This window comes from Amycolatopsis sp. MJM2582 (genome assembly GCF_000754115.1).
Lineage (GTDB): Bacteria > Actinomycetota > Actinomycetes > Mycobacteriales > Pseudonocardiaceae > Amycolatopsis > Amycolatopsis japonica.
The window spans coordinates 479534-499341 of record NZ_JPLW01000003.1; the positions used below are offsets into that span (position 1 = coordinate 479534).

22 protein-coding genes are annotated in these 19808 nt (G+C 69.7%); 12 read left to right on the forward strand and 10 right to left on the reverse strand.

The genetic code is table 11. The features are described 5' to 3' along the window. Positions 1-22: 22 nt before the first annotated feature. Positions 23-1375 (forward strand): flavin monoamine oxidase family protein, encoded by a 1353-nt coding sequence (locus ED92_RS20975; RefSeq protein WP_037342490.1) that lies wholly within the window; start codon positions 23-25, stop codon positions 1373-1375. Between the two features lie 10 nt (positions 1376-1385). Here the strand turns inward: ED92_RS20975 and ED92_RS20980 are convergent, their stop codons facing one another. After that, on the reverse strand, positions 1386-1880 hold the full coding sequence (locus ED92_RS20980; protein ID WP_037341252.1) for a GNAT family N-acetyltransferase: 495 nt from the start codon (positions 1878-1880) through the stop codon (positions 1386-1388). A gap of 128 nt (positions 1881-2008) precedes the next feature. Continuing rightward, positions 2009-2788: an IclR family transcriptional regulator gene (locus ED92_RS20985; RefSeq protein WP_037341254.1), complete on the reverse strand. Its 780-nt coding sequence runs from the start codon at positions 2786-2788 to the stop codon at positions 2009-2011. A 111-nt stretch (positions 2789-2899) separates the two neighbouring features. On the opposite strand from ED92_RS20985, the gene ED92_RS20990 reads away from it, so the two are divergent. Further along, positions 2900-3808, forward strand: coding sequence for an SDR family oxidoreductase (locus ED92_RS20990; RefSeq protein WP_037341256.1), 909 nt, complete (start codon positions 2900-2902; stop codon positions 3806-3808). On the opposite strand, the gene ED92_RS20995 is transcribed toward ED92_RS20990, so the two are convergent. Next, on the reverse strand, positions 3799-5319 hold the full coding sequence (locus tag ED92_RS20995; protein ID WP_037341258.1) for a PH domain-containing protein: 1521 nt from the start codon (positions 5317-5319) through the stop codon (positions 3799-3801). The two genes, ED92_RS20990 and ED92_RS20995, sit on opposite strands and share 10 nt — an antisense overlap. Continuing rightward, complete coding sequence (locus tag ED92_RS21000) at positions 5316-5855, reverse strand: PH domain-containing protein (protein ID WP_037341260.1); 540 nt, start codon at positions 5853-5855, stop codon at positions 5316-5318. The genes ED92_RS20995 and ED92_RS21000 overlap by 4 nt, the downstream gene beginning before the upstream one ends. 105 nt (positions 5856-5960) lie before the next feature. On the opposite strand from ED92_RS21000, the gene ED92_RS21005 reads away from it, so the two are divergent. After that, on the forward strand, positions 5961-6881 hold the full coding sequence (locus ED92_RS21005; RefSeq protein ID WP_037341262.1) for a proteasome assembly chaperone family protein: 921 nt from the start codon (positions 5961-5963) through the stop codon (positions 6879-6881). 95 nt (positions 6882-6976) lie between these two features. Here the strand turns inward: ED92_RS21005 and ED92_RS21010 are convergent, their stop codons facing one another. After that, positions 6977-7630, reverse strand: coding sequence for an NAD(P)-dependent oxidoreductase (locus tag ED92_RS21010; RefSeq protein WP_081975874.1), 654 nt, complete (start codon positions 7628-7630; stop codon positions 6977-6979). Positions 7631-7771: 141 nt separating this feature from the next. Here ED92_RS21010 and ED92_RS21015 point away from each other — a divergent pair, with 141 nt between their 5' ends. Beyond that, on the forward strand, positions 7772-8596 hold the full coding sequence (locus tag ED92_RS21015; RefSeq protein ID WP_235213340.1) for a class I SAM-dependent methyltransferase: 825 nt from the start codon (positions 7772-7774) through the stop codon (positions 8594-8596). Here ED92_RS21015 and ED92_RS21020 read toward each other — a convergent pair. Together ED92_RS21020 and ED92_RS21025 are read right to left on the reverse strand one after the other, a co-directional pair. Further along, positions 8593-8919 carry a YciI family protein gene (locus ED92_RS21020; RefSeq protein WP_037341264.1) on the reverse strand — a complete coding sequence of 109 codons (327 nt, stop codon included), beginning with the start codon at positions 8917-8919 and terminating at the stop codon, positions 8593-8595. The two genes, ED92_RS21015 and ED92_RS21020, sit on opposite strands and share 4 nt — an antisense overlap. Before the next feature lie 8 nt (positions 8920-8927). Further along, positions 8928-9362 carry a MarR family winged helix-turn-helix transcriptional regulator gene (locus ED92_RS21025; protein WP_037341267.1) on the reverse strand — a complete coding sequence of 145 codons (435 nt, stop codon included), beginning with the start codon at positions 9360-9362 and terminating at the stop codon, positions 8928-8930. A 110-nt stretch (positions 9363-9472) separates the two neighbouring features. On the opposite strand from ED92_RS21025, the gene ED92_RS21030 reads away from it, so the two are divergent. Continuing rightward, on the forward strand, positions 9473-10138 hold the full coding sequence (locus tag ED92_RS21030; protein WP_037341269.1) for a nitroreductase/quinone reductase family protein: 666 nt from the start codon (positions 9473-9475) through the stop codon (positions 10136-10138). 113 nt (positions 10139-10251) lie between these two features. Beyond that, entirely contained in the window at positions 10252-11109 is an 858-nt protein-coding gene (locus ED92_RS21035; protein ID WP_052120775.1) for a DUF11 domain-containing protein, read from the forward strand. Between the two features lie 44 nt (positions 11110-11153). Here ED92_RS21035 and ED92_RS21040 read toward each other — a convergent pair whose 3' ends face one another. The 3 genes from ED92_RS21040 to ED92_RS21050 all read right to left on the reverse strand — a co-directional run bounded on the left by ED92_RS21040 (position 11154) and on the right by ED92_RS21050 (position 13844). Further along, on the reverse strand, positions 11154-12350 hold the full coding sequence (locus ED92_RS21040; protein ID WP_037341271.1) for an RNA polymerase sigma factor: 1197 nt from the start codon (positions 12348-12350) through the stop codon (positions 11154-11156). After that, positions 12351-12746, reverse strand: a complete 396-nt coding sequence (locus tag ED92_RS21045) for a YciI family protein (RefSeq protein ID WP_235213365.1) — start codon at positions 12744-12746, stop codon at positions 12351-12353. 105 nt (positions 12747-12851) lie between these two features. Continuing rightward, positions 12852-13844 carry an isopenicillin N synthase family oxygenase gene (locus tag ED92_RS21050; RefSeq protein WP_037341274.1) on the reverse strand — a complete coding sequence of 331 codons (993 nt, stop codon included), beginning with the start codon at positions 13842-13844 and terminating at the stop codon, positions 12852-12854. A 113-nt stretch (positions 13845-13957) separates the two neighbouring features. Here ED92_RS21050 and ED92_RS21055 point away from each other — a divergent pair, with 113 nt between their 5' ends. The 6 genes from ED92_RS21055 to ED92_RS21080 are packed head-to-tail and all read left to right on the forward strand — an operon-like array spanning position 13958 to position 19777. Next, positions 13958-14695, forward strand: a complete 738-nt coding sequence (locus ED92_RS21055) for a bifunctional 2-polyprenyl-6-hydroxyphenol methylase/3-demethylubiquinol 3-O-methyltransferase UbiG (RefSeq protein WP_037342494.1) — start codon at positions 13958-13960, stop codon at positions 14693-14695. Next, positions 14679-15770 (forward strand): iron ABC transporter permease, encoded by a 1092-nt coding sequence (locus tag ED92_RS21060; RefSeq protein WP_037341276.1) that lies wholly within the window; start codon positions 14679-14681, stop codon positions 15768-15770. Before ED92_RS21055 ends, ED92_RS21060 begins: the two co-directional genes overlap by 17 nt. Further along, positions 15770-16558 carry an ABC transporter ATP-binding protein gene (locus tag ED92_RS21065; RefSeq protein WP_081975875.1) on the forward strand — a complete coding sequence of 263 codons (789 nt, stop codon included), beginning with the start codon at positions 15770-15772 and terminating at the stop codon, positions 16556-16558. The genes ED92_RS21060 and ED92_RS21065 overlap by 1 nt, the downstream gene beginning before the upstream one ends. Beyond that, positions 16555-17538, forward strand: coding sequence for an ABC transporter substrate-binding protein (locus tag ED92_RS21070; protein ID WP_037341278.1), 984 nt, complete (start codon positions 16555-16557; stop codon positions 17536-17538). The genes ED92_RS21065 and ED92_RS21070 overlap by 4 nt, the downstream gene beginning before the upstream one ends. Continuing rightward, positions 17535-18590, forward strand: a complete 1056-nt coding sequence (locus ED92_RS21075) for a cysteine synthase family protein (protein WP_037341280.1) — start codon at positions 17535-17537, stop codon at positions 18588-18590. Before ED92_RS21070 ends, ED92_RS21075 begins: the two co-directional genes overlap by 4 nt. After that, positions 18587-19777, forward strand: coding sequence for an ATP-grasp domain-containing protein (locus ED92_RS21080; protein WP_037341282.1), 1191 nt, complete (start codon positions 18587-18589; stop codon positions 19775-19777). Before ED92_RS21075 ends, ED92_RS21080 begins: the two co-directional genes overlap by 4 nt. Positions 19778-19808: the final 31 nt, after the last annotated feature.

Below are 19808 nucleotides of genomic sequence, written 5' to 3' on the forward strand. Positions count from 1 at the left end.
ACGTTGTATGAAGGTGGTGGCGATGGAGCGGTCGGTGGATGTCGTGGTGGTCGGAGCGGGGATCGCGGGCCTGGTCGCCGCACGTGATCTCGCCCGGACCGGGGCCGAGGTGCTGGTGCTGGAGGCGCGTGACCGAGTGGGCGGCAGGCTGCTGAACGACGAGCTCCCCGGCGGCGGCCCCATCGAGGTGGGCGGCCAGTGGGTGGGGCCGGGGCAGCACGAGGTGCTCGCGCTGATCGGCGAGCTGGGACTGAGCACCTATCCCACGTATGACACGGGCAGGCGCATCGCCGAGTTCGCCGGGCGCCGGGCCGAGTACACGGGCCGGATCCCGCGCCTGGGACCCGTGGCACTGGCCGACATCGGCCAGACTCAGCTACGGCTGGACCGCCTGGCGCGACAGGTGCCGACGGCGGAGCCGTGGCTGGCGAAGCGGGCAGCGGAACTGGACGGCCAGACCCTGGCGACCTGGCTGCGGCGGACCGCCCGCACCTCGGCGGGACGGTCGTTCTTCCGGGTGATCACCGAGGCGTTGTTCTCCGCCGAGCCCGAGGATCTTTCCGCGTTGTGGGTGGCCTGCTATCTCGGCGCCGGAGGCGGGCTGGACTCGATGATCGACACGGCGGGCGGCGCACAGCAGGACCGGGTCGTCGGCGGTACGCAGCGCATCGCGCTCGCGCTCGCCGACGAACTCGGTGACCGCGTCGTCCTCGGCGCGGCGGTGACCGACATCGACTGGGAGAGTTCGGGAGTCCGGGTACGGGCGGGCGCCACGACCGTCCGCGCCCGCCACGCCGTGGTCGCGGTGCCACCGACGCTCGCGGCGCGCCTGCGGTTCACCCCCGGCCTGCCCGGCGATCGCGACCAACTCGTCCAGCGTATGCCGATGGGACGGGTGATCAAGGTCAACGTCGTCTACGACGAGCCTTTCTGGCGCGAAAAAGGATTGAGCGGTCAGGCGAACAGCGACCGTCGCTCGCTGGGCACGGTGTTCGACAACACTCCGCACGGCGGATCGCCGGCGGTGCTCGTCGGCTTCCTCGAAGGGCGGCACGCCGACGCCGGCGCGCGGCTGGATCCCGCGGACCGCCGTGCCCTGGTCCTCGACGACCTCGCCGGGTATTTCGGGCCACGGGCCAGGGGGCCGATCGCGTACCTGGAACGTGACTGGGCGGAGGAGGAGTTCAGCCGCGGCTGCTACGGCGCGTTCACCACACCCGGCACCCTCACCCGTTTCGGTCCGGCCTTGCGCGCGCCGGTCGGGCCGTTGCACTGGGCGGGCACCGAAACCGCCACGCGCTGGGCGGGTTACGTCGACGGCGCCGCCGAATCCGGGCATCGCGTCGCCCGCGAAATCGCCTCCGCGCCCGGATGAGCCGCGGTGGTCACCGCCGCATGGTCACCCGAGGCCACGCGTCCAGGCCGCGGGCGATTTCGTGGGCGCGGACGGCCCGAAGGCCCTCCGTGAGGCTCTTTTCGTCGAGTGTCGTGAAGCCGAGCCTGGTGTAGTACGGCGCGTTCCACGGCACCTCGGCGTACGTCGTCAGCGTCAATCCGGCGAGGCCTTCTCGCGAGGCCCACTCCGCGGCGTGTTCGATCAGCCGCCGCCCGAGACCCCGGCGCGCGTGATCGGGATGGACGGACACCTGCTCGATATGCCCGTGACCGTCGACGACCTCGGCGAGCAGGTACGCCACCGGGCCGTCGCCGGCGTCCCAGACCCAGGCCCGGCCGTCACGCTGGAAGGCCGTGAGGTCCGCGATCGAGGGTGGATCGTCGTCGGCGATCGCGGCCATGCCGAGCGCGCGGAACGGTTCGCCCGCGGCGCGTTCGATGTCCTGGAGCGCGGGCAGGTCTTCGGGAGTGGCGAGTCGGATCACGGATCGAGTTGTACCCGCCGGGCTGAGCGGCCGCGCGCGAATTACCGCGAGGGGGACTCGCGTGATCAGAGGGCGAACTCGCGTGATTGAACGGCGAACTCGCGTGATTGGAGGGCGAACTCGCGTGATCAGAGGGCGAACGACGAAACGGCGCGATGGATCCGGCTCGCGTACGACTGGAGTGCGACGATGGCGGCCCGTTTCGCGTCGTCGCCGATCCGGGTCGCGGGGGCGGCCAAGGTGAGCACCGCGGGCCGGTGCCCGGTGCTCGGGATCGGCACCGAACACGACCAGACGCCGTCGTCCAGTTCGCCCCAGCTCACCGAATACCGGTTCGCCCCGGCGCGTTTGACCTCTTCCCGGACGCTCGGGCCGCGGCGCTGGACGATCGACGAAAGCCGTCTTTCGCGTTCGCCCTCCGGCAGCATGGCGAGCAGCATCTTGCCCGAGGCGCCGGTGCCGAGCGGGACGGAATGCCCCGGCTGGAAGGTGAACCGCATCGCGCGTTCGCATTCGACCCGGTCCGCGCAGACCGCGGAGTCGCCGAAATGCTGGAACAGCAGCACCGTCTCGCCGAGGTCGCGGGCCGCCTCCTCCATCGACGGCCGGGCGAGGCGGGCGAGATCGTTGGCCAGTTGCGCGGCCCGCGCGAGCGGCATCACCTGGCTCGTCACGTGATAGCGCCCCGTCTTGCCCTCCTCCAGGAGCTGGAGTTCCTTCAGCAGCGCCACATAGCGGTACGTCGTGGCGACCGGGGTGCCGATCCTCGCGGCCAGTTCGGCGACGCTCGCGTCCCAGCGGCGTTCGGAAAAGGAGAGCAGCAGCTGCAATACCTTGCGTGAACTGCTGGCGCCGGGGGTGCGTTTCGGCGGGGCGGTGGTGTCCAGGGATCGTGCGGCAGGCGTCATCTCGACCTCTCGCCGGAGAATCACGAAGAGTCAAGAAAGTAGCACATTGTGTGAATTGCCGACCAGGGACTTTGGTCCACGAACAAGCGGACTTCTTGCTAGGTTCGGACCATGGAAAAGCCATTGACGGGCAAGATCGCGTTGGTCGCCGGGGCGACTCGCGGGGCCGGTCGGGGAATAGCGGTCCAGCTCGGTGCCGCGGGCGCGACCGTTTACGTGACCGGCCGCAGTACCGGTTCCCGGCGCTCGGAAATGAATCGCCCGGAGACGATCGAGGAGACGGCGGCGCTCGTCGACGAGGCCGGCGGGCACGGGATCGCGATCGGTGTGGACCATTTGGAGGCGGACCAGGTCCGCGAACTGGTGGAACGGATCGACGCCGAACAGGGCGCGCTGCACGTGCTGGTCAACGACATCTACGGCGCGCCCATCGAATGGGACAAGACGGTCTGGGAGTCCACTTTGGACGTCGGGCTGCGGACGCTGCGACTCGCGATCGACACGCATGCGATCACCAGTCATTTCGCGCTTCCGCTCATGATCAGGAATCCGGGCGCGCTGGTCGTCGAGGTCAACGACGGCACCACCGAGTACAACTCGGAGAACTACCGCGTTTCGTTCTTCTACGATCTCGCCAAGACCGCGGTGAACCGGATGGCGTTCGCGCTCGGGCACGAATTGGCACCGCATGGCGGTACCGCGGTGGCCGTCACGCCGGGCTGGTTGCGTTCCGAAGCGATGCTCGACGCTTATCGGGTGACGGAAGAGAATTGGCGCGACGCGACGAAGGTGCAACCGCACTTCGCCATTTCTGAAAGCCCCGCGTTCGTCGGCAGGGCGGTCGCGGCGCTGGCCGGTGACGCGGAAGTCGCCCGCTGGAACGGGAAATCGATGTCCAGTGGCGAATTGGCGAAGGAATACGGATTCACCGACCTCGACGGCAGCAGGCCCGACTGCTGGCGCTATCTCGTCGAAGTCCAGGATCCCGGTCTGCCCGCGGACGTCACCGGCTATCGCTGAGCATCCCGGCGAAGGAAGGGCGTGAGCAGACCGGGCGCGGCCCGCTCCGCCATCGCCAGTCCGGCCGATTCGCCGACGTCGACCACCTGGTAGCCGCCCTTGCCGGCCGCGATCGGGGCCGTCACGGTGATCAATCCGGCGCGGCGCTGGAAGAACGAGCGGCTGACGACGATGCCGGTGACTCCCTCACGCCGGATCGCCACCGTCGCCCGCGCGAGCGAACCGGACCGGCTGACCAGGTACCGGCCGACGATCGCGTGGCCGAGGTTGCGGTAGCGGTCCCAGCCCACCAGCGCGGCGAACGGCACCAGGCCGAGCGCGACCTGCCACATCCACGACGGCAGGAAATCGATCCACGCCAGCCCGAACAGCACTGCCGCGAGCAGCAGCACGCCGCCGATCGCGCGGGTGAGCCGCCTCGTCAGCGCCCGTCGCGGATGCCGGTTCAGCGGCACGGTGGCCGGGTCGAAGTTCTCGCGCAGCACCTCGGCGGCGACCTCGTGGACCCGGCCGACGGGCGCGGGCGGCAGCAGGAGCCCGCCGCCCTTGTCCCCGCCCTTGCCCTCGCGCAGCCCGCCCGCGATCGCGGTGAGCCGCGCCCCGCCCGCGATCCGCAACGGCAGCGGCTCCTTCACCTCGACGCCGCGAAGCCGTTCTTCTTCGATGGACACCGAACGCGTGGTGATCAGCCCGCGCCGGACGTGCAGGGTGCCCTCGGATTCCCTGGTGAGCTTGAAGTTCCAGAACGAGAGCACGTAGCCGCCGACGGACAGCAGCGAGACGACCACGAGCAGGCCGACCGCCGCGACGACCACGATCAGCCACACCGCCGTGTTCGCCAGATCGTCCAGGAGGTCCCGCAGCGGTCCGACGTTCTCCGGGGCGATGTCCAGCTGGTGCGCGAAATGCCAGACCGCGGCGAACACCGCGCCCACCACGGCGAGGCCGGACAGCGTGAACGGCGCGTACCGCACCCACTTCCGGTCGACCTCCGCCACGACCTGTTCCGGGGGTGCCGCCTCGGCTTCCGGAGAGATCTCCTTGCGGTGCAACAGCACCGTGCGCAGGCGGTGCGCCTCGGCCTGGCTGACGGCGTCGAGCACCAGTTGGTCGTTGCCCGAGCCCTGCGCCACCGAATGCCGTCCGGTGCCGATGCGCACGGCGCTGAGGGAGAACAAACGGTGCTTCGGTTCCGACGTGACGTCGACCGTGCGGATCCGGTCCAGCGGGATCGCGCGATGTTTGCGCAGCAGCAGCCCCGTGGTCCATTCCACCTGGCCGTCCGCGACGCGGTACCGCGACGTGAGCACATGCGAGACGCCGACGAACACGGTCAGCGCGGTGACGCCCAGCCCGAACCATTCCCAGCCGTTGCCCCGGCCGAGGATCACCGTCCCGATCAGCACCGGCAGCGATTTGACGACGTCGAGGACGGGGCGGATCAACAGCATCCGCCGGTCGAGCCGGTGCCACTGGCCGACCTCGGTGTCCGGCGGTGCCTCCGTGCTCATGTCGCGTCACCCGGAGTGGCCTGCGTGGTCCTGGTGAGTTCCGCGGCCAGCGCGAGCGCCTGGGTGTGGTCGAGACCGGAGATCTTGACCGGGCCCGCGGCGGACGCCGTGGTCACGGTGATCTTCGCCAGCCGGAACAGCTGCTCGACCGGGTCGCGTTCGATGTCGACGGTCTGGATCCGCGAGATCGGCGCGATGCGCCAGTCCTGTTTGAGCCAGCCTTCCTGCGTGTACACGGCCTCGCCGGTGACCTCCCAGCGGTGGATCCGGTACCGCCACTGCGGCATGACCAGCAGATGAAGGGGTGCGAGCACGCACGAGATCGTCAGCGTCACCGTGAGCCACATCGGCGCGTCGTCGCTCGTGAACACGAACACGGCTTGCGCCGCGACGAGGATCACCCAGCCGACCGCGGCCCACACCGTCCAGTAGCCGATGGCGCGCCTGCTCACCCGATTGGCGGGTGGGCGCAGGCCGAGGATCTCTTCCGTCACCCCTCCACCCTGCACCACCTCGACGCGGACCGCCCACGACACCTGTCACGGACCGATAGGATTTCGGCCACGGCCGGCGGAATGGATACCCCCTATCGGGGCGTTGCCACCCGTAGACGGTTGCACGCACGAAACCTGGAGGATCTGGTGGCGCTGGACCCGGAAGACCTGTACGAGGTGGACTCGGACGTCCCTGACCTCGGCGGGGCCGTGCTCCTGCACTACTTCGACGGCTTCATGGACGCGGGCTCGGCGGGCAAACTCGTCGCCGAGCAGCTCCTGAACTCCTCCGAGCACCGCGTGATCGCGCGGTTCGACGTCGACCGGCTCATCGACTACCGCTCGCGGCGCCCGGCGATGACCTACTCCATCGACCACTGGGAGGCCTACGACGCCCCCGAGCTGGTCGTCCACCTGCTGCACGACGCCGACGGCGTGCCGTTCCTGCTGCTCACCGGGCCGGAACCGGACCACGACTGGGAGCGGTTCTGCGCGGCCGTCCGCGGCCTGGTCGAGCGCTGGGACGTCCGGCTCACCACCGGTTTCCACGGCATCCCGATGGGCGCGCCGCACACCCGCCCGCTCGGCGTGACCGCGCACGCGACGCGGAACGAGCTGGTCGGCGAACACCGCCCGCTGCCCAACCGGATGCAGGTGCCGGGGAGCATCGCCGGGCTGCTGGAGTTCCGCTTCGGCGAGTGGGGGCACGACGCTTCCGGGTTCGCGGCGCACGTGCCGCACTACCTGGCGGACTCGACGTACCCGAGCGCCGCGCTGAACCTGCTGGGCGCCGTCGCCGCGGCGACCGGGCTGAACCTGCCGGACGGGGAGCTGCGGGAGGCCTCGCACGAGGCGGAGGCCGAGATCGCCCGCCAGGTCGCCGGCTCGGAGAAGGTCGCCGACGTGGTGCGGGCGCTGGAGCAGCAGTACGACACGTTCATGGAGGCGTCGGGCAAGGAAAGCCTGCTCGCGGAGTCGGTCGAGCACATGCCGACCGCCGAGGAGCTGGGCAATCAGTTCGAGCGGTTCCTGGCCGAGCAGAACGGCGGGGACTCGCCGGAGCGCTGAGTCGCTCCCCTTGAATTACGTGAAGGCCCCCTTCCCTCGGCTGAGCCGAGGGAAGGGGGCCTTCACGCGCATCTGCTGTGGCTGCCGGAGCTGGGTCAGTAGTCGACGGCGACCATCGCCCTCGAATGCGCCGGCCGCTCGTCCTCGTCGACCAGCGCGACCGCGAGATCCGCGTACGAGAACGGCTTCGCGTCCTCCGCGCGCGGCAGCACCCGGTGGTCCCCGCTGCGGTACACGCCCGTGCGCTCGGCGTGTTCGTCGAGGAACACCGGCGGTGGCGCGACGATCACCCAGTCGAGCTCGCCACCGGACGTACGGAAGACCTCCAGCTCCGCCGTGTGCCCGAGCGAGAACTCGCGGTGCTCGGGCGGCACACCCGGCTGATCGTGCAGGGCGACGCCCGGTTCGATCTCCAGCGCCGTTCCGATACCGACGACGACCAGTCTCGCGACCCCGGCGCGCCCGAGGCCGTCGATCAGCGCGTGCGCGGCGGCCGGGTAGTACTCGCGTGACGGGAGGTCCGCGCGGTAGACGGAACTGATCGCGGCGTCGTGTCCGGCGGCGGCCTTCGCGACGTCGTCCGCGACGGTGACGTCGGCGGCGATCAGGGTGACGTTGTCCCCGGCGAGATCCGCGTGGCGGCCGGGATCCCGGACGGCGGCGGTGACCTGGTGCCCGCGGCTCACGGCTTCGGCGACGGCACGGCGCCCTCCGCGCCCGCCCGCCCCGAAGATGACGATGCTGCTCATCGCGCTCCTTTTCTCGTGCCGGTACCCGGGTACCGGCGGCGAACGCGATGCTAGGAGCGGACCCCTCGGTTACCGCAACGAAACCGGGCGCGGGATGTTCTGGTCCCGTTCACTCGAACGGTGCTGGTGTATCGTCCCGGAATGCGTCACCTGGTACCCCATTCAGCCCTGAAGACCTTGGGCCGTTCGGCCCGCGGAACGTTCGGCCGGGGCCTGCACCGGCTCGCCCGGCGATTCCATGATCCCTATCCGGCGGAACTGGAACGGATCGCCGCGGAATTGCGGGCGGAGATCGTCCGGCAGGGGGACCGCTGTTTCGACCGGATCGTCGAGTTCGAAATCCGGAGCCGTCGCGACATCATCTACGCGGGCGATCAGGACGCGGCCCGCGACAGCAACCGGTTCGCCCGCGAGCACCTGACCGGGACCAAACACTTCGCCCGTCCACAGGAGACTCTCGCGTACGCGCTTTCCCTTGCCCCGTCAGGGGGAATGGCCCTCGAATTCGGCGTCGCGAGCGGGAACACGCTGCGCGTGATCGCCAAGGCCCGTGGCGGCGTCGAGACCTACGGGTTCGACTGGTTCCAGGGCCTGCCGGAGAACTGGCTCAATGGCATGCCCGCCGGTTCGTTCGCGCGCGACGATCTGCCGGACGTCCCCGGCGCCGAACTAGTCGTCGGCCTTTTCGCCGAAACGCTTCCCGGCTTTCTCGAGCGGCATGAAGGCGTCGTCGATTTCCTGCATGTGGACGGTGATCTGTACAGCTCGGCGAAAACCGTGCTCGACCTGGTGGGGCCACGTCTGCGGTCCGGCAGCATCGTGCACTTCGACGAGTTCTTCAATTACCCCGGCTGGCAGCGGCACGAGCACCGGGCGTGGCTGGAATACGTCGAGCGCACCGGTGTCGAATTCGAATACGTGGCCTACACCTATGCCGACAATCAGGTCACCGTGCGGATCGCCTAAAGCAGTTCGCGCACTTCGATAGTTCCGATCGCGGCCCACGGGTGGGTCTTCGCCGCTTCGAGGGCTTGTTCGCGGCTCTCGCATTCGAGGATGGCGATGCCGCCGATCTGCTCCTTCGTCTCGGCGAAGGGACCGTCGGTGAGCAGTGCCTCGCCTCCCCGGACGCGGACGGTCGTCGCCGACTCGGGCGGGTGCAGGCCCATCCCTTCGACGCGCAGGCCGCGCCGCGTCAGCTCCCCGGACCACGCGCGGCAGGGTTCGGTGATGTCCGTGTCGAGCCCTTCGTCGCCGACGGTTCCGCCGAGCATGAGCAGGTAGCGCATCGGTCCTCCTAGTCGGTCAGTCCGTCTTCGTACGCGCGCAACGTGTCGATGAACGTCCGGCGCTCGGCCGGGCTCAGCGGCGCGAGCGCCTTCTGCCAGGCGCGGGCACCCTGCGCGAGCCAGCCGTCGATCGCGGGCCGCATCCGTTCGGTGATGGCGACGATCCGGCGACGCCGGTCCGCTTCGTCCTCACGCCGGTCGAGCACGTTCTTCTTGCTCAGTTCGCCGACCATCAGGCTCACCGTGGTCGGGGCGACCTCGAGCCGTTCGGCCAGTTCGTTCACCGTCATCGGTCCGTCGAAGAGCAGGTACGACAACAGCGACAGGTGCCGCGGCGCCAGTGACAGCGACTGGAGTTCTTCGGGGATCTTGATGCGCTTCGCCCGCCCGACCATTCGCGGCATGAGCAGCAGCAAGGCCCGCACGGCGTCGTCGACTTCCATGTCCTCGGTTGACACCGGCCACCCTCCTGGATACCTTTGCGAACAAAGAGACTTTGCTTGCAAAGCAAAATAGCTTTCCCGTTGATGCTACCTGGGGAGTTCCGTTGCTGATGACCACCGCGGACGCCGAATCGGGGCGTCCCCGCACCACTCGCGTCGCTTGCCGTCCGTCCGGAAGCCGGTATCTGGTGTACGCGCCCGACGACGCTTCGCCTTGGTATCGCGACCTTCTCGCCAGTCCACAAGCGACACTCGAGATCGACGGGGTGCCCCATGCCGCGCGCGCCGTGCCCCTCGACGGCGGGGAACGCGGGTTCGCGTTGCACCTGCTGGAAGTCGATGCCGCCCGTGGCCGCGCGATCGCCGATCAGCTGCTGGTCCATCACGGTGAACTCAGGAAGACCTTGGCGGCCGCGCGGGCCGAACTCGACGGCGGGCCGGTCGCGGACCGGTCGGGCCTGCGGCGCGAACTGCTCGGCCATTGCGTGACCTTCTGCAACGACCTGCGCATGCACCATCTCCGCGAGGACGGCGCTTTCACCGCGATCGAGAAGGCTCATCCCGGGCTCGCGCCGGCGCTGAAGCGGCTGCGTCAAGAACACGAAACCGTGTCCCGCGCGCTGCTCGATCTCGACGCGTTGCTTCAGGGCGAGGGAGATCCCGGCAGTGTGCGCGAGAAGTTCGACCGGGTCGTGAGTGGACTTGAGGAGCACTTCGCCTACGAGGAGGCGAACCTGCTCCCCGCGCTCCGCGGTGAGGCTACTCCGTGCGGGTGAGCGCGTCAGGCCACCTGGCGGGAAACACCGGTAACGAATGTCCGTTCCTGGGCGACTGATCGTTGTCCGCTCCGATCGGCGCGACGCTCCTGACCCCGGGAATGTGAGATCCGATGAAGCTTCGAAGAACCACACTTCTGTCTCTTGCAGCCGCCGCGGCCACGATCGCGCTCGCCGTGCCGGCTCCCGCCTACGCGGAGACGCCCACCAGTTCGGTGGTGGTCTCCCCGACTACCGTCCAACGTGGACAGACGTTCACCGTCGAGCATTCGCTGTACAACGCCCTCACCGACGCGGCGATCGAAGGCGGCGCGGCGACGCTGTACGCCGCCGAAATCCCGCTCACCGAGATCGCCGAGGTCGTCTCCTGTCCCGGCGCGCTCAGCTGCAGTTCGCATGTCGTCAGCATTCGCGGCGGCGTCGGGGACGTGGCTCCCGGCGACAGCCGCAAGGTGACGTTCACCCTGCGCATCAAGGACACCGCCCCGCTCGGCCCGGTGACCCTGCGGCACCAGTTCCTCGGCGAGAACTACAGTTTCGAGACCTTCGACGGTCCCGTCCTGACCATCACCGGCGGCACCACCGCGGCCGATCTCGGGGTCTCGCTGACCGCGTCCCCGCGCGGAATCCTGACCTCGTCGATCGACTACACGGTCAAGGTCACGAACGCGGGCCCGGGCGCGGCGTCCGGGATCCGGGTGGTGTCGACCCTCGGCAACGGGCTGCGTTTCACCGGCTCGCCGGCCTGCTCGAACCCGAGCGGCACCAAGGTCGTCAATTGCGACTTCTCGTCGCTCGCGTCCGGAGCCAGTGCGACGGCGAAGTTCTCGGTGGCCGCGGGGCTGTTGAGCATCGGGCCGGTCAAGACGACCGCGAAGATCACGCAGAGTTCCGTCGCCGATCCGAACGCGGCCAACGACACCGCGTCGGCGACCTGCACGGCGATCACCGGACTTCTGCTCACCTGCTGAATCACTCCGTTCGGCACCCGCTCGCGAGCGGGTGCCGAACGGAGTCAGCGCAGGCGTTCGGCGCGAGCGTGGAGATAACGCTGGTGTGGCAGGCCGGTCGCCAGCCGCGCGGCGTCCACATAGGACTCGATGGCTTCGGCGGTGTCCCCGGTCATCTCGAGCAGATGCGCGCGGGCGGCGTGGAACCGATGGTCGCCGGAGATCCGGTCGCCGAGTTCTTCCAACGCCGCCAACCCTTCTCGCGGCCCGCGGGCCATCCCGACGGCCACGGCGTGATTGAGCGCCACCACGGGATTGTCGGAGAGCCGCAGCAGGACTTCGTACAGCGCCTCGATCTGCGGCCAGTCGGTCTCCTCGGCGCTCGGTGCCTCGTCGTGCAGGGCGGCGATCGCCGCCTGGATCTGGAACTGCCCGGTCGGCCCGTTCGGCAGCGCTTCGGACAGCAGCGCGATGCCCTCGGCGACGTACCCGGCGTTCCACCGGCCCCGGTCCTGTTCGGACATCGGGATCGGCGCGCCGTCCGGCCCCGTCCTCGCCGGACGGCGCGCGTCGGTGAGCAGCATCAGCGCGAGCAGGCCGGTGGCCTCGCCGTCGTCCGGCACCAGCCGGTGGACGATCCTCGCCAGCCGGATGGCTTCGGCGGAAAGATCGCTCCGCACCAGATCGGGGCCGGACGTGGTGGCGTAACCCTCGTTGAAGATCAGGTACAGCACGTGGAGCACCGCGTCGAGCCGTCCCGGTCCCGTCGGCAGCGCGAACGGGACGCCGCTCGCCTTGATACCCGCCTTCGCGCGGCTGATCCGCCGGGTCATCGTCGCCTCGGGGACCAGGAACGCGCGCGCGATCTCCGCCGTCGTGAGGCCGCCGACCGCCCGCAGGGTCAGCGCGATCTGCGACGCGGGCGAGAGAGACGGGTGGCAGCACAGGAAGAGCAGGACGAGCGTGTCGTCCGCGGACGTGACGTGCTCTTCCGGCAACCTCCACTGGAAGACGGTGTCCTCGCGACGACGCCGCGCCTGTTCGGCGCGGAGCAGATCGGTCAGCCGCCGTGAGGCGACGGTGATGAGCCACGCGCGCGGATCGTCGGGCCGCCCTTCGGCCGGCCATCGCGTCGCGGCGGCGAGAAGCGCCTCCTGGGTCGCGTCCTCCGCCAGGTCGAAGTGACCGTAGCGGCGGACGACGGCGCCGAGAACCTGCGGCGAAAGCTCGCGCAGCAGGTCTTCGACGCCGCTGTCCGGCACCTAGAGCTCCAGCTCTTCGAAGCTGTCGGCGCACGGCCGGATGTCGACGTACCAGTCGCGGCCGAGGTCGCTGCCCTCCGGATGCGGCGTGTTCGCCAGCTGGGCCGCGATCTCGGTCGCGCGGTCGTAGCTCGCGCAGTCGACGGTCGTGTACCCGACCAGGACCTCCTGCGTCTCGGCATACGGCCCGTCCGTGACCACGGGGGCGCCGTCGCGCAAGGAGACGCGGCGGGCGTGCGCCGGCTGGGAGAGGCCCTGCGCGTCGACGAACTCACCGGATTCGACCAGGTCGTTGTTCCACTTGCCCATGAACTCGTGCAGGGCCTTGACCTCGTCGGCGCTCCAGGTGCCCCCGATGTCGGCGAGGTCCTTCTGCGACCCGAACATCATGATCATGTACTTCACGGTTGTCTCCTCTCGGCCGGCACCGTTCCGGTGCCTTCTGCCGGGGACGTCGAAGCCGCCGGACTGGACCGGACACCGTTCGCCACGAATTCTCCCTCAACCGCGGTCGGCCGCCGTGTTCATCGCGTCGGCCGGTTCCAAGGTTCGCCCGCCGGTGATCTTGGCGTAGAGGTGGGCGCCGCCGAGGACCGGCGGATACTTCGGCGGGTTCGCGGCGGACTGGCAGGTCGGGAGGCATTCGAACCGGGCGTCGTGGTCGCCGTCGAAGAAGAACGCCACGCTGCGCCGTCGTGACGGCCCCGGCCCGGACGGCGGCACGACCCGGTGCAGCGTCGAACGCCAGCGGTCGTTCGTCCACTGCGCGGTGAGGTCCCCGAGGTTCACGACGAGCGCGTCTTCGGCGGGGATCACGTCGTGCCAGGCGCCGTCGGGGCCGTGGATCTGCAGGCCGGGGACGGGATCGGCGTAGAGCACGGTGACGATGCCGTAGTCGGTGTGCGCGCCGAGCCGCATCTGCCCGGGCAAGGGTTCGGGCGCTCCGGCGCGGCGCTCGAAGTGATTCACCCGCAAGGTGCGTGTCGGGTGCCGGGTGTACGCGTCGAGGTAGCCGTCGGGAAGGCTGAGCGCCGTCTCGAAGATCTCCAGCAGCACGCGCGCGACGCGGTGGGCTTCGTCGGCGTACGTGGTGAGCGCGGGCCGCAGGTTCTCGGGCAGCTCAGGCCAGATATTGGGGACGAAGAAGCCGTACGGGTCTTCGCCGTCGATGTGCTCCGCGCCGATGACGAACGATTCCGACAGGTCGGGAGGCGTCGTCTCACCGAGGCTGTACGCCAGCCCTTCGGTGCCTTCGGCCGCGTACCCGCGATCCGAGGCGCGGTCGGCGGGCGCGGAACGGAGCTTCTCCTCGACAGGGAGCGCGAAGAAGGCCGCCGTCGCTTCGCACATGGCGTCGATCGTCGTCCGCGGGATGCCGTGCCCGACGACCTGCAGGAACCCCACCCGCGTCAACGCCTCGTCGACGGTGTGCGCGAGCTTCGCGCGGTCGCCGTCGTCCCAGCTGCTCAGATCGACCGTCGGTACGAGAGTCATACCGCGACGGTAACCAGTGATCACTCCACGAGAAAGGCGGCGACGCCGGGAACCGAAGACGACCTTTCGACGACTTGTGGGGCTGAATCGTGCGGCCCGGCGAGCGGAGAGAGATGCACTGGTACGAGGACGACGACCTGTGGGTCGGCTTCGCGGACGTGATGTTCCCGCCCAGCCGGGCCGAAGAGGCCGAACGCCTGACGGCCACGTCACCGCTGCTCGAAGTCGCAGACGGCGCGAAGGTGCTCGACCTGGCCTGCGGCCCGGCGATCCACGTCGTCCCGCTCGCCAGGAGGGGTGCCGACGTGACCGGCGTCGACCTCAGCCCGGCGATGCTCGAACGCGCGCGCGAAGCCTGCGAGAACGCGGGAGTCGCCGCGAAGCTGATCCAGGCCGACATGCTCGAGTACACCGAGCCCGGCGCGTACGACCTGATCATCAACATGTTCACGTCGTTCGGCTACTTCACCGAGCCCGGTGACAACCTCACGGTGCTGCGAAACGCCTACGCCAGCCTCGCGCCCGGCGGCAGGCTGCTGGTGGACGTGCTCGGCAAGGAGGTGCTGGCCGGCTGGGTCGGGCGGCCGAAAGCGGTCGACGTCGACGGCGGGACGGTGTTCATGCGCGACACCATCCTCGACGACTGGACCCGCCTCGAAACCGAATGGACCCTGGTGCGCGGCGGCGAGGCGAAGCGGGCGTCGATCCGCTCCTTCTTGTACAGCGCCGCGGAACTGAAGGCGCTGTTCGAGACCGCGGGCTTCACCGGCGTCGAATGCTTCGGCGACTTCGACGGCTCGCCGTACGACAACCACGCGCGCCGCCTGATCGTGCGTGGTGAACGTGCCTGAGCCGCTCCGCCTCTTCGCGGAACCGGAAGACGAGACCTCACGCCCGCTCCGGCTCACCGGCCCGGTGCTCCTGCTCTCGGCAGCGCTCGTGCTCTCGCTGATCGCGGGCATCGCGCTCGGCCCGACCACCGTCGCGCTCGCGGATGTCCTGCGCTACCTGGGAAAGGCGATCACCGGCGGCACCATCACCGGCGACGAGGTCACCGGGTACTCGATCGTCTGGCAGGTCCGCACGCCGCGGGTGCTGCTGGCGGCCGTGGTCGGCGCCGGGCTCGCGGTGGTCGGGGTGGCCGTGCAGGCGCTGGTCCGCAACGCCCTCGCCGATCCGTTCGTGCTGGGGATCTCCTCGGGTGCCTCGGTCGGCGCCGCCGCCGTGGTCGTGTTCGGCCTGTTCGCCGGGCTCGGCGTGCTGGCGCTGTCGACGGCCGCGTTCCTCGGCGCGCTCGGCGCGACCGCGCTGGTGTATCTGGCCGCCCGGAGCAAATTCGGGCTGACGCCGTTGCGGCTCGTGCTCACCGGGGTCGCGCTCACGTATGCCTTCCAAGCCGTGATGAGCGTGCTCGTCTACCTCTCGCCGAACGGCCAGGCCGCCCAGACCGTGCTGTTCTGGCTGCTCGGCAGCCTCGGCTCGGCGACGTGGGCGTCCCTGCCGCTGGCCGCGCTCGGCGTGGCCGTCGCGGTCGTGGTCCTGCTGCGCTACGGCACCGCGCTCGACGTCCTGTCCATGGGCGACGAGACCGCGATGAGCCTCGGTACCGACGCGGCCGCCTTGCGCCGCTGGCTCTTCCTGCTCACCGCGGTGGTCACCGGGTTGCTCGTGGCGGTCAGCGGTTCGATCGGCTTCGTCGGGCTGGTCCTGCCGCATGTGGTGCGGATGATCGCCGGTTCGGGGCACCGCCGGGTGCTGGCGCTCGCGCCGCTGGTGGGCGCCGTCTTTCTGGTGTGGGTCGATCTGCTGGCCCGCACGCTCGTCGCCCCCGAGGAACTGCCGCTCGGCGTGATCACCGCGCTGATCGGCGTTCCGGTGTTCCTCGTCGTGATGCGGCGCCGCGGCTACACGTTCGGAGGCCGCTGATGCTGTCGTTGCGCGAACTTTCCGTCGAGGTGGCCGGGACGACGTTGATCCGCGAACTGCGTTTGGACGTCGGCGCGGGCGAGGTCGTCGGCCTGCTCGGCCCCAACGGCAGCGGCAAGTCGACGGCGTTGCGCTGTGTCTACCGCGCGCTGGCCCCGTCCGGCGGCGCGGTCCTGCTCGACGGGACCGACATCGCTGAGCAGGGTCTGCGCGACACCGCCCGCCGGATCGCCGCGCTCACCCAGGACAGCCGGGCGGACCTCGACTTCACCGTCGAAGAGGTCGTCGCGCTCGGCCGTTCGCCGCATCAGCGCGGCAACCTCCGGCTTTCGGCCCGTGAACGCGCGCTGTGCCGGGAAGCGTTGCGGCGCATGGACATCACCCATCTCGCGCAGCGCGGTGTGCTGACGCTTTCGGGTGGCGAACGGCAGCGGGTCCTGGTGGCGAGGGCGCTCGTGCAGGAACCGGAGGTGCTGGTCCTCGACGAGCCGACCAATCATCTCGACGTCCGTCACCAGGTGGAGCTGCTGAAGTTCCTGCGTGGCTGCGGGCTCACCGTGCTCGTCGCGCTGCACGATCTCAACCTCGCCTCCGCCGTCTGTCACCGGATCGCGTTGCTGCGCGCCGGATCGCTCGCCGCCTGCGGCACACCGTCCGAAGTGCTCACGCCGGAAACGGTCCACGCCGTCTTCGGCGTCGAGGTCACCCAGGTGACCCATCCCGTGACCGGCGCACTCCAACTGCTCTACGACCTTCCCGCCGACGAAACCGAGGGGATCTCACGATGAAGCCGTCCAGGGTGACCGCGCTCTTCGCCGCGGCACTGCTCCTGAGCGCCTGCGGTGCCCAGGTCGAGGCAGGGCCGACCGCGCAGGCACAGGCCACGGTGACCAACTGCGGTGCGCAGGTCACCTTCCCGGCGCCGCAACGTCCGGTGGCCTACGACGTTTCCGGCGCCGAGAAGCTGTTCGCGCTCGGGCTCGCCGGCCGGATGCGCGGCTACGTGATGAATTCGCTCGGCGACCCGTCGATCGCCGGTTCGCCGTGGAAGGACGACTACGCCAAGGTCGAACGGCTCGGCACCTCGCGGGTCACCCGCGAGATCCTGGTGAACGCCAAGGCGGATTGGGTGATCGCGGGCTGGAACTCCGGGTTCAGCGAGGAACGCGGCATCACGCCGAAACTGCTGGAGCAGGTCGGCATCCGCAGCTACCTGCACACCGAGACCTGCTGGGAGTACCCCACCGCGAAGTCGGAGGTGACGCCGCTCGAAGCGCTCTACACCGACCTGCGCAACCTCGGTGACATCTTCGGCGTCCGTCAGCGGGCCGACGACCTGGTCGCCGAACTCAAGGGGCGCTTCGACAAGGTCCGCGCCGGAGCGCCGAAATCGCCGCCCGCCAAGGTGTTCGTCTACGACTCCGGCACCGATCAGCCCTTCACCGCCGGGAAACACGCCGCTCCCAACGACATCATCGACGCCGCGGGCGGAACGAACGTCTTCCGCGAGCTGCAGGACGGCTGGGGAAGTGTGGGCTGGGAAGCGGTGGTGAAGGCCGAACCCGAGGTGATCGTCGTCGTGGATTACGCCGACCGGCCCGCGCAGGACAAGATCGCGTTCGTGAAATCCTCGCCACAGCTGAAGAACACCCCCGCCGTGCGCGACAACCGGTTCCACGTCATCTCCTACGGCGACCTCGTGAGCGGCCCGCGTAACGCCGCGGGCGCCGAGTCGCTGGCCGCGTACCTGCGCTCGATCGGCCGGTGACCGCGATGACCGCGCTGGTCCACGAACACGTCACCGACGCGATCAAGACGCCGTCGCTGATCCGGCTCGAACCGAACGTCGTGCTGATCCGCTTCGAAACACTGAAGGTCTACGCCGCACTCGGCGCGGTCCGGTCGCTGCTCGCCGACGGAACCGTCCGAAAGGGACAGACGCTGATCGACAGCTCCAGCGGGATCTACGCGCTCGCGCTGGCGATGGCCTGTCACCGCTACGGCCTGCGCTGCCATATCGTCGCGTCCACCACTGTCGACCTCACGATGCGTTCGCAGCTGGAGATCCTCGGTGCGACGGTGGATCAGATGCCGCCGTCGGACGACCTCCGCCTCGACCAGCGGCGCCGGGTCGCACGCGTGCGCGAACTGCTGGACCGGCATCCGGACATGCATTGGATGCGCCAGTACCACGATCCCGTGCACTACCTGGGGTATGCCGAGGTCGCGGACCTCGTCGCCCGCGCCCTGCCGTCCGGGCCGCTCACCGTCGTCGGCAGCGTGGGCACCGGCGCGTCGACCGGAGGGATCGCGCGCTCGTTGCGGGAACGCGATCCGGACGTCCGGCTGACCGGCGTCCAGCCTTTCGGCAGTGTCACCTTCGGCAGCGAACGGTTCACCGATCCGGACGCGATCATCGCGGGGATCGGCTCGGCCATCCCGTTCGACAACGTCGATCACGAGCTGTACGACCGGATCCACTGGCTGGACTTCGTGCACGCCATGGCCGCGACCGTCGGCCTGATGCGCGAGCACGCCGTGTTCGCCGGGCTGTCCACCGGGGCCGCGTACCTCGTCGCGGGCTGGGAGGCGGCGCGGAACCCCGACCGGACGCATGTCGTGATCGGTGCCGACACCGGACATCGGTATACGGCAAGGGTTTTCTCCCGGCATCGGGAGGCCGTCGACCCGGCTACGCTCGCGCCACGCGAGATCGCGTCGCTGGACGACCTCGCCCTGCCGTGGGCGGCCATGGACTGGCGGCGGCGCCGCTTCGGGAAACCCTCACTGCCGTTGTACCGGAAGGAGCGGGCGTCGTGACCGTCGTCCTGTTGGAAGCACTCACCTTCGGCCTGGGCAGGCTGGCCGACGCGGCGGCGGAGGCCGGGCGGAAGCTGGTGCTGTTCACCGGAAACCGCGACATCTACCGCTACGAACTCGGCACGCTGGGGCCGGACAGGGTCGAGGTCGTCGACATCGACACCACCGACATCGAGGCCTGCGAAACCGCGTTGCGCGCCATCCCGGACCTCGCCGGGATCATCAACTCGACGGACACCTGGGCGCTGCCGGGCGCGGAACTCACCGCCCGGCTCGGCCTGCCCGGTCCGGACGCGGCCGCCGTCCGGGTGCTGCGGGACAAGGGCGCGGTGCGTGATCTGCTGTACGAACACGGGCTCACCCGCGGCAGGCCGGTACCCGTCATGGTCGCCGAAGAGCTCGGATTTCCCTTGGTGGTCAAGGACTCTTCGGGAACGTCGTCCCGTGGGGTGTGGCTCGTCCGCGATCAGGCCGAACTCGACCGGGCGAGGCTGGAGGCGAAGGAAACGCCGCTCAAGGGGCATCTGATCGCCGAACCGTATTTCGCCGGACCGCTTTACAGCGCGGAAACCGTCACCTGGCAGGGAAGGACCCGGCTGCTCGGGATCCTCTCCCGCCAGCTTTCGCCGGAACCCGTCCGGCGGGAGGAAGCGGCGGCGTTCCCGGTGGCCTTCCCCGAGGCCGAGTACGCCGAGTTGGCCGACTGGATCGGCCGGGTGCTCAAGGCCGCCGGACACGAGCAGGGATTCGCGCACACCGAGTTCGTGCTCACCGCCGACGGCCCGGAGGTCGTCGAGATCAACATCCGGATCGGCGGGGCGATGCTCGGCGAGGCGTTGTGCCGGTCGCTGGGCACCAACGTCTACTCGGCGATGATCGCCATGGCGCTGGGCGAGGAACCCGCCCTGCTCACCCGGAAGATCGGGGGAGGCCCGGGGATCGGGTTCGTCCTGGCGTATCCGACCGCGGAGGGCGTGCTGAAGGGCTGGTCGGGGCTCGACAGGTTGCCCGGGCTGCCCGGCGCGCCGGAGTGGTATCCGACGGCGAGCCCTGGCGACGAGATCCGGCATCTCGCGGATCAGCGGTCGTGCACCGGGATCGTCCTCGCCGAAGGACCGACGGCGGAACTCGCGCTGCATCGCGCGCTGGCCGCGGCGGGCGGGATCACGCCGGAGATCGATTCTTGAGGGCTGTTGAGTGGGTGGCGCGTTGCGCAGG